Source organism: Nocardiopsis sp. NPDC055879 (assembly GCF_053615935.1).
The window spans coordinates 258,596-272,354 of the sequence record NZ_JBSHCT010000004.1; the positions used below are offsets into that span (position 1 = coordinate 258,596).

Annotated in this window: 3 protein-coding genes; 1 reads left to right on the top strand and 2 read right to left on the bottom strand. The window is 69.6% G+C overall.

Annotated elements, in window-relative coordinates; genetic code table 11:
• The first annotated feature begins 16 nt into the window (after positions 1 to 16).
• Entirely contained in the window at positions 17 to 2,734 is a 2,718-nt protein-coding gene (locus ACWGKS_RS06565; protein ID WP_358508020.1) for an OmpA family protein, read from the top strand.
• An 83-nt stretch (positions 2,735 to 2,817) separates the two neighbouring features.
• Here the strand turns inward: ACWGKS_RS06565 and ACWGKS_RS06570 are convergent, their stop codons facing one another.
• Both ACWGKS_RS06570 and ACWGKS_RS06575 read right to left on the bottom strand, forming a co-directional pair.
• Positions 2,818 to 3,168 (bottom strand): hypothetical protein, encoded by a 351-nt coding sequence (locus tag ACWGKS_RS06570; RefSeq protein ID WP_358508022.1) that lies wholly within the window; start codon positions 3,166 to 3,168, stop codon positions 2,818 to 2,820.
• 132 nt (positions 3,169 to 3,300) lie between these two features.
• Positions 3,301 to 13,734, bottom strand: a complete 10,434-nt coding sequence (locus ACWGKS_RS06575; RefSeq protein WP_452521979.1) for a WXG100-like domain-containing protein — start codon at positions 13,732 to 13,734, stop codon at positions 3,301 to 3,303.
• Between the last annotated feature and the right edge of the window lie 25 nt (positions 13,735 to 13,759).

Here is a 13,759-nt window from a genome sequence, read left to right on the forward strand (position 1 = left end):
CCCTCGTGAGGCGGAGATGCATCCATTGAGCCGGCTCTGCGCGGTCGCGTTCGCGCTCGCCTTCCTGATCGGCCTTCCCTACGTACTGCTCTGGCACGTGACCTGGCCCGAGCCGCCCGCCTCCTGGGAGGTGGCCCTGGCGCACCTGCGCGGATGGCGGACCCCACCGGGTGTGCTCACCGCCGCGCTGATCACGGCCCTGTGGGCGCTGTGGGGACTGTTCGCGCTGGCGATCATGGCCGAGGCCGTGGCGCGGCTGCGCGGCGTCACCCTGCGCCTGCGCCCGCTCGGCCCACTCCAGGCGATCGCCGCCACGGCCGTCGCGGCCACCGCGGTCACCCCCGCCGTCGCGTTCGCCGACACCGTCGCCCCGGCGGAGCAGAGCGAGGACGAGGACGAGGCACCCGAGGCCGCCCAGGACGACGCCGAACAGGCGCCCGTCGAACGGACCCGCACCGTCAGCGGGTTCGAACTGGGGTCCGCGGAGCTGACCGAACGGATGCGCCAGGACCTGGCGCCCACCGTCGAGATGCTCGGAGACCACTGGGACCCGAACGTTCCCGTCCGGATCACCGGTCACACCGACCCCAGTGGCGACGCCGAACGCAACCAGGAACTGTCCGAGGAACGGGCCCGGGCGCTCGCCGAGCACCTGACGGAGTCCCTGGGCGAGAACGCCCCCGACACCGAGGTCACCGGAAAGGGGTCCGACCAGGAGATCGAGGGACCGGCGCAGACCCAACGTCGAGTCGAGATCGCCTACACCCTGGCACCGACCCCGCCCCCGGCCCCGGCACCCGAATCGCAGGGACAGGGCCAGGCCGCGCAGACAGCGGAGGAAGAGGGCGATCGGCCCGTCGTCACCATGGACAACACCTCCGCCGTCACCGATGAGGACGGACCCCGAGTCGTCGTCGTGGAGATCCCGGACGGCGGCATCGCCGCGACCGTGGCCTTCGCCGGTCTGGCCGGGGGCTACCTGCTGGGTAAGCGGGGCTCCTTCGTCCCGAGGATGGCGCTCAGCCTGCCCCGGCCGCGGCTGCGCGCCGGCCGCCCGCGTCGCCTGGCGCTTCCGGCCCCGCCCGAGCGCCCCGAGCCCACCGACGAGATCCACGAGCGCGTGACCCTGGAACTGGACCACGTCCCCGGCCTGGGCCTCATCGGCAAGGGCGCCGACGCAGCGGTCCGCCGCCTCATCGTCAACGCCCTGGACCCGACCGAACCCCTCGCCGTGCGCGTCCTGATCACCGAGCCCGAGGCGACCCGGTTGCTCGGCGAGGCCGGCCGGGACCTGCTGCGCGATCGGCCGTGCGAGCCGGTCACCATGGTGCCCACGATGGAGGACGCGTTGGCGTTCCTTGCCTCGGAGCTGCACGCCATGGACACGCGGGAGCGGGCACCCCTCGCCCTGATCGCCTCCCCCGACCCCCGACACGAGCACGCTCTGTCCGGATTGTTGCTGCACGGACAGCACCGTGGCGTCACCGCGGTCATCCTGGGCAGCTGGCCACTGGGCGGCAACTGCGTGGTCGACGCCGACGGGCTGATCTCGCAGACCAGCCAGCCGCTCTCCACCCTGTTCCACTGTTCCTGGGCGGGATCGACCTCGGAGAAGGTCCGCGAGGCCGTCGTCACCTACCACGAGGCGGACCACGCGCTGTCGGAGCGGACGGAACGACCGTCCTCACGCCGTGACACCGAGGCGTGGGAGGCGGAACGTGACCGTCCGGTGCTCGTCGCCGAGGACTGGGCCGATGACGACGCGTTCACGCCGGTGGGTGATGACGCCGTTTGGGAGCGGCTCACCCGGGCCTGGGACGAGGACCCCGATTCGTTCGCCGCCGATGACGATGCCGACGCCGCTGAGGAAGCCGTCGAGATCGATCGTGACGTCGAGGACGGGCAGCGGAGCGCTCCCGATGACGGTGCCGCCATCGGTGCCGCCTTCGGTGCCCTCCAGGACGGGGACGTCGGCGCCCACAGGGTGGCCACGGTCGACGACCACGACGACTCCTGGTGGGACGAGACCCCGGTGTCCGCGGCCGCCGAGACCGAGCAGACGGGGAAGGCCGAGCAGACGGGGAAGGCCGAGGAGCGGGACGCAGAGGAACACGGCGACCCGGACCAACCCGAGAACCCGCGGACCCTCGCACCGGAACGGGACACCGACGCCACCTCCGTGCCCGACACCGAGGGTGGGGATCAGACCGTCGTCCCCACCACGGAGGACCCCTTCGCCGCCCTGACCGGGGACGCTCCCGAACGCGAGGTCGCCAAGGTCGAGCCCCTCACCGAAGACCCGCCCGGTCCCACCGGCGAAGCCACCCGTGCGGACGCGGGAATCGCCGATCACGTGGCCGTTCCGACCAAGGACTCCACCCGTTGGGAGGAGGCGCCCACCCCGAAGGCCCGGGAGGACAAGGAGGTCCGCTTCGAGCGCGTACCCGGACGCAAGGCCGGACGGGTCCGTGTCGTCCGGGTGGATCGGCCGACGTCTCCGGAACCGGTGGAGCGATCGGCCCGCGGACCCGTGCGTCCCCGCGCGACCCGGCAACCCCTCCAGGACACCGGTGCGGCCCGGCCGGCCTCGCAGCAGGCCCGCGTCACCGTCGCCGCACCGGCCCTGCCCGGACATGTGGCCGATGACCAGACCGCGCTCTCCGACCGCCCCCAACCGGCCAAACCGCGCAAGGCGGGCCGAGGGAGAACGTCGCGGCCTCGAACGGAGGACTGAGTACGGGCCACCGGACCCCGCCCGATGACGTGAGTGGTCCCCGCTCCCGCGTGGGACCACTCACGTGACTCGTTCACGCCGCGTCAGCGTCGGCCACCGCCGGAACCCGTGGAGACGCCCAGGTCGTTGCTCACGTCGATGGCGCCCTCCTCGGAGACCTGGTAGTTACGGGCCGAGCGCAGCACCTGGTCGGCGGTGCGGTCGAAGGCGATGACCAGCGTCTCACCGAGCTTGTCCAGCATCTCCACCTGGGGCAGCAGGTTCTTTTCGAGCGAGTCCGCGATCTCGTCGCCGGGCTCCCAGATCGTGCTCACGTCGCCACGGTCCGAGGCGAGGTAGGAGAACGCCTGCCGGATGATCTCCCCCGGTTCGCGCAGGGCCTCTCCGGCTCGGGCCATCTCCTCCGGGTGCACTGTCAGGTTGTCGTTCGCCATCATCGTCCCCTGCCGTGTGTGGGGCCGTCCCCGCGGGGGTCGGCACGTCCGTGCTTCCCCCACGTTCTAGCGGCGGGCGGTGAAGGGAACGTGTGGGCCCGTTGACGGCCGGATGTACACGAGGGACACTCGTCAGCCGTTCGGGGGGACGTTCAGGGCGCCGTGGAACTCGGCGTTCAGCTCCTCCTGCCGGGATGGCCGATCCTCGCCGGTCGTTTCGGGTTCCTCGGCGGTGGGGACGGTCTCCGTCTCCCCGCCCTCGGTGGCGGTGGGGACGCCGGGGGTGTGCGGCGGGGGGACGACCGGTGCGTGGGGGTGCTCCTGGTGGGCGGCCGGTTCCGTCTGGACGGGGAAGCGAGGAACCCCGTCGGAATCTCGTTGACCCGGGGGACGCGCGGGCGCGGGGGAGGACGCCGTCTCGTGTGCGGTTGATTCCCGGGCCCGCCCATCGGATGTTCTCGGCGTTCGGGTGTCCTTCGCCGTGGGGGCGTTCCGTGCCGGGTCGGTCGCTCGGGTGATGGTGTCGATGTCGTCGTTGGCGTATGGGGCTCTTGACGCCGGTGCGTCGATGGGTGTGTCGGCGGGTGTGGGGTGTGGGGGCATGTCGTAGAGGCCGGCGACCGGGACGCGGTCGGGTTCGGTGTGCCTGGTTTGTCGGTGATCGGTGGTGGGCGCGCTGTCGGTCGTCGCCCGCGACCCGGTGTTCTCCGCTGCCGGACCGGGAGCGGTCGGTGGGGTGCGTGGCGCGGCGCTGTCGGTATTGACGTCGACGTCGACGTCGGGGGAGGGTCCCCTCGGTGCGGGTGCGCTGTGGGACGTTTCCCCCGTACCGGTGGTCTGAGTCGGAGGGGTGCCCCTCGTCGCCGGCGCGGGTTGAGACGCTCGCAGGTCGCGCAATGCGTCGACCAGAGCCCGCATCGCGGAGTTACGGGCCGTGTTCGTTCTGCCGAATTCTTCCTCCAGCCTCTGGTATTCGTTCTGGTGATGCCTCCGGCGGGAATTGTCACGGACCTCGGGGGCATCGAACCGGCCGACGAAGGAGAAGAGTTTCCCACGCGCCTTGAAGTAGGCCGCGTCCGCATCACTGAATCGCTTCTCCGCTTGCGCGTACCTCTTGATCTGCGGGGACTCGGTCGTCAGACCCCAAGCCCGCGCCTGATCGGCGTCGACCCAGCGCAGTATCGAGGCCTCGGCATGCCCTCCACGGGCAGTGGCCGTGCCTTCCTCGCCTTCGGCCCAAATGGCCCACACGGCCGGCACACGGACGAGGAACATGCGTTTGGTCCCCGGGCCGCTCGCCTCGGCCCCGTGCCGTTGCCCGGTGGATTTTCCGCCACGAGCACCGCTCAAGTCCGCGGACTCGGATTGCAAGTTCTCACGTATACGGTCCGCCGACTGTCCGCTCTGCGTTGCTTCGATGCCGAGACCGGCGTTTTTCGCCATCTGTTCCGTCGTGCCCTGCGATTGCCGCCCACCCTCTTGATCCGAGTCACGGGACCGGCTCTCGTTGCTCACCCCTTCGATCCTGGCGGACCCGGTGTCGATCAGGGTCCGCACCTTGACCACGGACTTCTCGAACTCGGCCAGCACGGTGGGCTCGTGCGTCGCGTCGGGGGTCAACGCCTGAAGGAGTAGTTCGTCCTTGCGTGCGGTGATCCCCGCCGCCCGGTCGATGTCCGAGAACCTGCGATCCAGGTATCGGGTGGCCGACGCGACGTTGGAGACCTCGGTATCGGCGCGCTCGTTCGGTTTCGTCCACCCATGGAGCAGCGCGGTGTTGACCACGGCGGCGTCGAGAAGCGACTTAGCCTCGCCCTGGATCGCGACGGGGATCGCGTCGAGGCCGCCATCACCATCCTGGAAGCCGGTTCCGTCCTGGCCTCTGTTGTTCCTCGACCAGGTGTCGACGTCGAAGGGGGTCTCCTGTGGTCGGTACGACGGCGCGGGGACAGGAGCATCCCCCGTGGCCCTCGTCTCCAGGTAGGGCAGAGGGTAGACGCTCTCCTGCCGGAGGTCGTCGACCTGTTCGGTGTAGGCACGATCGCCGATGGTCAACGTCGCGGCCACGGTGGTCGGGGTGGTGACCGTGGCGTAGGGGGAGAAGAGCACACGTTCCTGTGTCAGCTCGCGCGCGAAGCCCTGGGAATCCGACTGCTCGGTGCGCGACTGCTGCCGGAACGCGGGGGTGCCGCCCGCACTGATGGCTCCGGTGTCCCGCCCGGTCGCCGGGTCGTGCTCGTTTCCGATCGGTCCGAGCAGACCGAACGCTCCGCCGGTGCCATTGCCGCGGATTTTGGTGTTGGTCTGGGTATCACCGGTCGATGTGATGTTGCGGTCGACGTACTCGATCAGCCCGCCGAGATGGTCGACGTTGGAAGGGCCGCGCTGGACATCGAAGTTGAGCGTCGCGGTGCGGGAATGGTTGTGGAACCGTGGTCCGATGGGTTTCACCCGCACCTCCAGCCCTATTCGGTTACCGCTGACATGCCTGTTCAACGCCTTGATGACGTCCTCGCGGGAATTGACGGTCAACTCCCACCCGTCCGACCGTATTCGCTGATTCAGCCGGTCGAGCAGGGAATCCACCTGAAGGGGACGCGAGTCGAGCCCCTTCCCCATCAGGTCCGGCTTGGTGACGAGATCGGCCGGCGGCGCCGTGGGCGGCGGCCGCGTACCGAGCTCGAACGTCCCGTCGGGCCGCCAGGTGATGGCGTCGTGGACGAGCCCTCGCGCGAACACCCACAGCTCGGGGACCATCACCTTCTGGGCGTCCCGCACCGGCACCTGCCAACCCGTGTGCCGATGCTCCCCAGGGGACCGCGGGAAGGTGACGATGAAGTCGATGTCCTGCTTGTGCTCGGTCGCCTGGAGGATCACGCCGCCCGTGATGAACTCGAAGGAGGCACCGGTGAACTTGACCTCCCGACGGTTCCGGTACGACACCGAGGACGATTCCCCCTCTGCGTGCCCGTGGAAGGTGTGCCGCGTTTCCAGCCCGGGTTGGACGATGGGATAGTCGTTTCCGCGCTGGGCCTGGCCGGGGGTCTCGGCCGTTTCCTGGAAGTTGAAGACACCCCGGGCCGCGATCGAGATCGTCGTCGTGTTCTCGTGGGAGAGCCCCGATCCGAAGGAGACCTCCCGCGTCTGGTTGGATTCCAACGTGGCGGACCCACGCAGGGCGGCCGACGCGACGTAGGTGGGCACGTACCAGGTCACGGTGGTCGGCCTGGTGCGTTGCCATGCGAGGCCGTCGTCGAGCTGGGTCCGGAAGCGGTCGCCCGTCCCGCGTAGGAAGCCGGGGGAGGCCGCCAGTGTCTGCGAGGAGACATGGGCGGCGACGATGGCCGTGCTGCCGTCCCGCGAGTCGACCGACCGCGAGAACGACCAGTGGTCATGGTCCATGGCCTCGAAGGTGAGGGACGCCACGGTGATGACGTTTCCGTCGCGGTGGAAGAGGGCGGAGTCGAAGGCCTGGACCGTGCCGAACGTATCCGCCAGCAGTCGCGCCAGTGGGGTGCGTTGGATGGCCAGGGGCTCAGGGGCGCCATCGTCCCGCTGAGGGGGTCGGACCGCCGTGTCGTTCCCGTTGTTCCGCCGACCGCTCCCCTCCTGCTGTCCTGCCGGGGGCTCGGTGTCCCGGGGGGTGTTCGTGGTGGTCGTGGTCCCGTCGGTCGTTCGTGGTGGGTTCCGGCTCTCGGTGCGCGGCGTGGCCTCCTCGGGCTCGGCCTCCTCCACCACCGTCTCCAACCCGTACTGGGTGGGAGGGAGGACACGCGTGGACGGTGGGGCGGTGTTCACGAAGCCCTCGGGTCCCTGCCCGAAGAGGCGGTGCGCCTCGGCCGGGGGGAGGCTTCGGGGTGGTGTCCCATGCGTGGTCGGCGGGCTGTCGAGCGGAACACGGCGCCCCACCCGGGGCGCGTGCAACTCGACCTGGGCCCGGGGCCGCGATACGGCGGTGCCGGGGTCACCGAAGATCTCGCGCCCCATACGGGGGTCGGCCACCCTCTCGGCCCGTGAAGAGCGCGGAACCAGCCCATCCCTGGGGCCGATCCACGCCGAGAACTCCGCGTTCGCGAAAAGACGGCGACTACCGCTCTTGTCCTTGACGTTGGTCTCGGTGGCCGACGAGATACCGTGTTCGCTCCGCTTCGAATGACGGAAATCAGAGGCCAATCGGATGGTCGGGCCGCCCGATTGGGAAGGGTGACCGAAGGTGTCCAGGCCCTGGTGGACACTGCGCACATTGACGCCGACCCTCCCCTCATTGGTGAGCGAGGTGAACTTGCCCGCCCGTCGGCTCAGACTCGACGACGAACCGGTGGTGGTGCCCGTGTGCGAGGTATCGAGGGCCGTGGCCTCGGAGTAGCCGTTGAACCTGACGCGGGGCCACACGGAGATGTGGTCGGGGACGAACACACGGCGCTCCCTGAACTCGTTGCGCCAAGGGAGTTTCTTCGTCTCGACCAGCTTGACCTCGAACCGCCCCGACAACCAGGCGTTCGGGTCGGAGTGGAAGGACGCGGCGTTCACCTTGGCCAGAAAGTTCTCGGTGTTCTCTCGGGCCTGGCTCTTGTTGCGCCGGTGGCGCCAACCCGCGTGGGAGGTCTCGGGTTTCGGTGTGCCCGGGATGGCCAGGTGCGGCAGGACCAGGCCCGGGTACTCCTGGTCGATCTCGGTGAGGAGCCGGTGAGCGAAGTCCCGGAAGAAGGGGCGTGCCGGATCCCCGGCGTCGCCGCCATTGGGATAGGTCACGTCCCGGACCAAGGCGCCGCCCAGGTGGGTCGTACCCCCGGCTCGGTCCAGGAACGGGTCCTCCGTCTCGGGGATCCTATTCGTGTTCGGTCTGCCCTCGTCGATCCGGCGGACGTCGTCCGCGGTGAGGGCCTCGACCGTGGAGAAGTCGAACAGTGTGGGAGAGGTGTCGTTCTCCATCCACACGGCGATCGTGCGCCGTACCTTGTACACGGCCGTGTCCGTGCTGTGGAACAGGTGCGCGTCCCAGACATCGTCCGATCGGTCCCGGCCGCGTGTCCACACCTTCTGGAAGCGCTCTCGGAAGGCGGGCATCTCCAATCGGACCATGTCACCGGGAAGCCGGGAGATGACACCGGCGGAGAACTCCACGGAGAAGCCCTTGAAGCGGTTGGCGATCAGGCCGGCGCTGCGGGTGAGACGATCGGTCAGCTTGATGTTGAACTTGTTGGGGACGTCGGGGATACGTTCCATGGAGACCGGCAGGGACCGGAACGTGATCGTCTCTGTCCCACCCTCGGCGTCGGGCACGCTCACGGTGCGGGGCTCGCTCGTCATGGTGGGCAGCTGGGGCATGATGACGTCGTCGGAGAACACCGTGAGCACGCCGAATCGGTTCAGCTCGCGGTGTTGTTCCCGCGATCCGGTCTTGCGCTGGGTCACCACGGACGGGGTCTCGCCGTTCCCATGGGTGCGGTGGAGCACCTTGCGGGTCCTGGGAGGGGTGGCGGAGGAATCGAACCCGAGCCGGTCGGCGATCCAGTCGTTCATCGAGGTGGGCGCGGTGTCCGCTTCCGGCCTGGACGTGTCGCCCCGGGTGGGGCGGCGGGTGAGGGAGTCGATCGAGATGGGGTGAGAGTGGGCCAGGAAGCCGCCGTTCCGTCGAAGCTCCCTGTTGGTTCCGGTGTCGTTCGTCGTGGTCTCGGCACCCTCGGTGTGCGGTGCCACGGGCGGTGCCCACGGGTTCGCGAACTCGATGAACGTCGGAAGGTCGTCCGGTGGCTTCAAACCGCCCATCACGACCAGCCGTACCCCCTGTGGAATGGGGGTCGGCTCCAGCACCCTCGGCCCGTTCGCTTGGTTCCCTTCGATCCCCTCGGTCGTGGCGATCGTGGTCGTCGCGGGAGCCGGGTTCCCAGAGGTGTCCTGTTCGGTCCCATCGTCTCCTTCGGTGGGGATGACCGGTGGTGGGTTCGACAGGGTCCCCAGTTCGATTCCGTCGACGCCCTCGGTGGCTGTCGTGGTCGGTGGTGGGTCGCCCGAGGTCTCCGGCCCTGTTGCACCATCCGACCCGGGTGTGCTCGCCACCGGGTCCGGATCTCCCTCGACCCGCCACGTGACCGTCAGGTCGCTGGTGTAGGGCTGCCCCTCGCCGGTCATCTCCGTGCTCAACTGCTGGGTGTGGTTGGTGGCGCCGGACTGCTGTTGAACAGACGAGCCCCGGTAGCCCGACACCTTGCCGCCGAACGAGGGGGCCGGGGCGGCCTCCACGTGGAAGAGGTTGGCGTGGACGCCCACCGCCGGCTGCCGCGTTTTACCGATGAACCCGGATTCGCCCGTCGACGTCTGGGTCTGCTCGTCGTGCAGACCCTTGTAGTTGGCGGTCGGGGCACCCGGTCGAGGTCGTTCGTCTCGACTCCACACGTTTTCGGTGCTCAGACGCAGTGTGTAGGTCCTGCCGTCGGAGGAGGTCTTGCGGACACCCTCGGGGGAGAAGAAACCTCGGGGGTCGGTGGCGAGATGGCCTCGGAAGAAGACGCGGACATCGTCGGGCAGCGGGGACCCCGAGAACGTGGCGAGGACCGCTTCCGGATCGACGCGGACACCGTAGGCCTCGATCCACCGCGACTCGATCAGGTAGTTGAGCCTTGGGCCGTCCGCGCCTCCGGTACGGGAGGGGTCCGCGACCGCCGGCGGCCCCACCGGAGGCGTTACCTGGGGGACGGTGTTCTCGGGCGCTTCGGGCGCTTCGGGCGCTTCGGGCGTGATCGGGAGTGGGGGACCATCGGTCTCGGAGTCGGTTTCCTCGGTCGCACGGCCTTTGCCCTTGGGTTCTCGGATGACGGGTTCCGCCGACTCGGATTCCTCTGTCCCGGATTCCTCGGCGGGGTCGGCCGGGGGGTCGGGGTCGGGCGTCCTGGTCTCGGGCTCCTTTCCCTTGGGTTCCCTGGTTCGGGTTTCCGGGGTCGGAGGTTGCTCTGTCCGAGCGGTCTCGGGTTCCGTGGCCGGAGGGGTCTGCGGTCGTGATTCCTCGGGGTCGGGCGCTCTGGCCTCGGGTTCCTTTCCTTTGGGTTCCCTGGTGCGGGGTTCCCGGGTCTCGGGTCCCCCGGTCGAAGAGCCCTCTGCCCCGGAGACCTCGGATTCCGCCACCGGTGGGACGCTCGTACCGGGCGTCTCCTCGATCGCGGGATCCGTCGCAGGGAGCGGTTCCTGCACTGGGTCGTCCGAGTTCCGGAGCGGATCGCGGTCGCGGACCGGACTCGATGGACGTGCGGAACCCGTCTCGGATCCACTCTTTCGGTGAGGGGACGCGACCGGTGGGGGAGTACCCACGGCGTGGACGTCGGACGCGGACGATTCGGCGGGTTCATCCGAGCGAGGTGGGGCGCCATCGCCGACCGGTGCCTTCACATCATCGTCGTCCAGGCCCTCTCCCCGATGGGGCACCGGGGTGTCCTCGCCACCGACGACGTCCCCCTCGACGCCATCGGTCGGAGGTTCTTCCTTCCTCTTTCCCCTGGTCTCCGCAGTGGGATCGGGGGTGGCGGTCTCTTCTTGCCCGATGGGGTCGCCGTCCGGATCGACGGGGGAGGACTCCACGCCCCCCTCATCCTGCTCCTCCCGGATCGGGGTGAGCGGATCGCCGCCCTGCCGGGTGGGCGGTGCGCTCCGGTTCGCCACGTGCCCCTCTGGCCGTTCTCTCCCAAAGGACGGTGGCTCGGCCACGGGTGTGACAGGAGCCGGCGCCGGGGGAACGATCGTGCTCTCCGTTCGCGGCGTGGGCGTCTCGTGCGAGGTGTGCTCCGCCTCTCGTGACGTACCGACCGTCTCCGTGTCGACCGGACCGTCCACCACCTCGGGCGGGTCCGAAGGGGCGGACACGCCCTCGTCCGTCGGCGATTCGAAGCCATCCCTTTGTCCCGCTTCGTACACGCCTTCTCGGGAGGGGCCCGAGCCCGTACCCTCTTGCCGCCCTGACGAAGACGAAGACGCCGGCCCGGTCGCAGGGCCTGAACCGGACGGTTGCGGTACGGGAGCGGCCACCATCGGGGGTGGCACGGGAGCACCCTCGGTACCGCTCTCCTGTAGGTCGCCGTTCAGGGATCGGAAGAACTCCCCGGCGATGCCACCGGCCTCCGACCCGTGGGGTTCGGACCGACCGATCCCTTCGTTCGAAGTTGGAAATTCTCCTTCGGGGTCGGCTTCCGTGAACGTGTCTCGCCTCTCGCCGCCGCGTGATTCGCCTTCGGGCGAGGGTGAGGACGGAGCCTGGGGGGTGTGCTCCTCGAACCCCTCGGGCTCCCCGTGCTCAGGACCCGTGGGCGAAGTGATCGTCTCCGCCTCCGCCTCGGAACGTTCCAGGTCCCCACGAGGTGCCTGCCCGGAGTGCTCCTCGCCGGTCTCCTGCGCGGCGGGCGGTGGCTCCACCACGGTGGTCGGGGGTGCGGGCTCGGCCTCGTGGGTGGGTTCCCCACCCGTGGTGTCGCCTGTGGTGGTGTCGCCCGTGAAGGCATCCTCGTGGCCTGGTTCGGGCGCCGGGGCGGGTTGGGCGTCGGACCGTTCCCGACCGTCCCCGTCGGAGCCGCTCGTGTCGCCGGACCGTGCTGCGGAGTGCTCCCCGCCGCGTCCGACGGGATCGGAACCGGTCCCCGCACGAGGGGCCTCCGCCTCACGCCGGCCGGAGTTCTCGTCCTCCCCCGAACGTGTCTCGGAACCCTGCCCACCCTGGGACGCCTCCCCGCCCCGCGAGGGCTCCGCGTCACCCTGACGCGGTTCTTCCCCGCCCCGGGGGGCACTCTCGCCGCCCTCGGACGCTTCCTCCCCGCTCTCAGACGCCTCTTCCTCAGGCCGGGAGGGTGCCTCACCACCCCGAGACGATTCCTCGCCGCCCGCGCCGTCCTCCCCACCCGGGTGGCCCGACAGGCCGATCGCCGTCGAGTCGTCGCCGCCCCCGCCGTCACTCTCGAAGGACGAGAGGCTCTCTCCGCCGCCTCGCAGACGAGAGGGCCTGAAATCGGGCTCCGGGCCACGGTCGCCGCCCCGCTCCGGGTCGGCCCCCGGCCCCGCACCACCGAACTCCGGTGCCGGTAGGTTGTTCAGGTCACGCAGACCATTGAGGGCGTCGATGCCCTTGAGACCGCCGCTCACGGCCAGATCGTGGACCACCGAGCTGGAGGCCCCGGCGACCGCGGACATGCCCGACGCCTTCCACTCCTGCTCGGGCGAGAACCACAGATTCGTGAGTCCCTCGCCCACGTAACCCTCGAACGCGCCGGAGGCGGCGCCGATGCCCAGGGACATGGCCCGGTCGCGCCAGCGGCTGCCGAAGTCGGCCACGGTGCGGCCGAAGGCCTCCGGCACGTCCCGGGCCAGGTGGTCCCGCGTGCTCTGGGGGAGCGGTGCGGAGCCCAGGACGTCGTCCAGGGAGGACGTCATGCGCGGTGTGTTCCACGTGCGCAGCATCGTCTCGGCGTACTCACGCCCCAGGTTCCGTGCGGCGGCGTCACCGATCGTCTCCCCGAAGTGCTTGGCGAACATGTCGCCGGACCTGTCCACGAACCGCCGGGCGTGGTCCATGCCCACACTCGCGGTGTTGGGCCGTTGGGCCGCGCCGAGGAACTCGTTGGAGTTGCGCGCGAACAGGTTGACCAGGTCGCGATTGAACTCCGGGGTGATGCTTCCGGGCGGCTGTGGGACGTGCCCCGGGGGCCCCTCGGGCCCGTCGCCGGGCTGGTCCCGAGGCGGAGGGGTCGGGGAGGCATCGGGGGTGTCCCGTGGCGTCGGGGTGGCGATCGAGTCGGGGTCCGGCCCCCGTACGGCCGGGCCGGCCGGGGGATCGGGGACGATGTCACGGACGGGTGGTGGGGGTGTCGGCGGATCGGGAAGGTTGTCACCGAAGAGCTTGCCGAGCCGGCCACTGAGGAACAGATCCGCGCCGAACGACAGACCCGCGCTGAGCAGACCTTCGACGAACGCGCCCGCGGCGGCCATTCGGGTGAGCTCCTTGTCCCACTCCTCCCGGTTGCCCTGGTCCATCTGGATCCGCTGGATGAGCAGGTCCATCGTCACGCCGAACATCTGCGCGATGAACAGGTGACTGAGCAGGTTCCACAGCAGTGAGTTGAGGATGCGCCGGATGACCACGCTCTTGATGAACTTGAACACCGGGATCATCTTCAGTGACGCGCCGAAGGTGAACTTGGCCGTCGCGATCGCCCAGGCGATCTCCAACGCCAGTTGGATGAGCTGGCCGATGATCATCCACTTGGCGTACTCGACCTGGTTGGCCGCGTCCTTGGCGTACTGGCGGATCTCCCCGGCCAGCTTGGCGGACTCGCCGACGTAGTCGCGCTCTCCAGCGGTGAACTGGGCCAGGGAGTTCTCGAAGTACTCGGTGGTGCGGCTGTCGAAGGTGCTCTGCACCTTGCGCCGCAGGACCACGATCAAATCGGGAAGCTCGGTGGCGAGGATGTACTCGACGGTCGCGTACGCGTCGGACATGTTCCGCAGACGGTCCTCGTCGACCTTGGGCCACTTGGTCCCGGTGAGCCCGTAGAAGAGATTGGCCAGATCGTCGGGGATCTCCATCCCCATGAGCGCCCTCGCGTCCTACCGCTCC

Coding starts and splice junctions, on each gene's coding strand:
- ACWGKS_RS06565 (WP_358508020.1), top strand. CDS start 17: ATGCATCCATTGAGCCGGCTCTGCGCGGTCGCGTTCGCGCTCGCCTTC.
- ACWGKS_RS06570 (WP_358508022.1), bottom strand. CDS start 3,168: ATGGCGAACGACAACCTGACAGTGCACCCGGAGGAGATGGCCCGAGCC.
- ACWGKS_RS06575 (WP_452521979.1), bottom strand. CDS start 13,734: ATGGGGATGGAGATCCCCGACGATCTGGCCAATCTCTTCTACGGGCTC.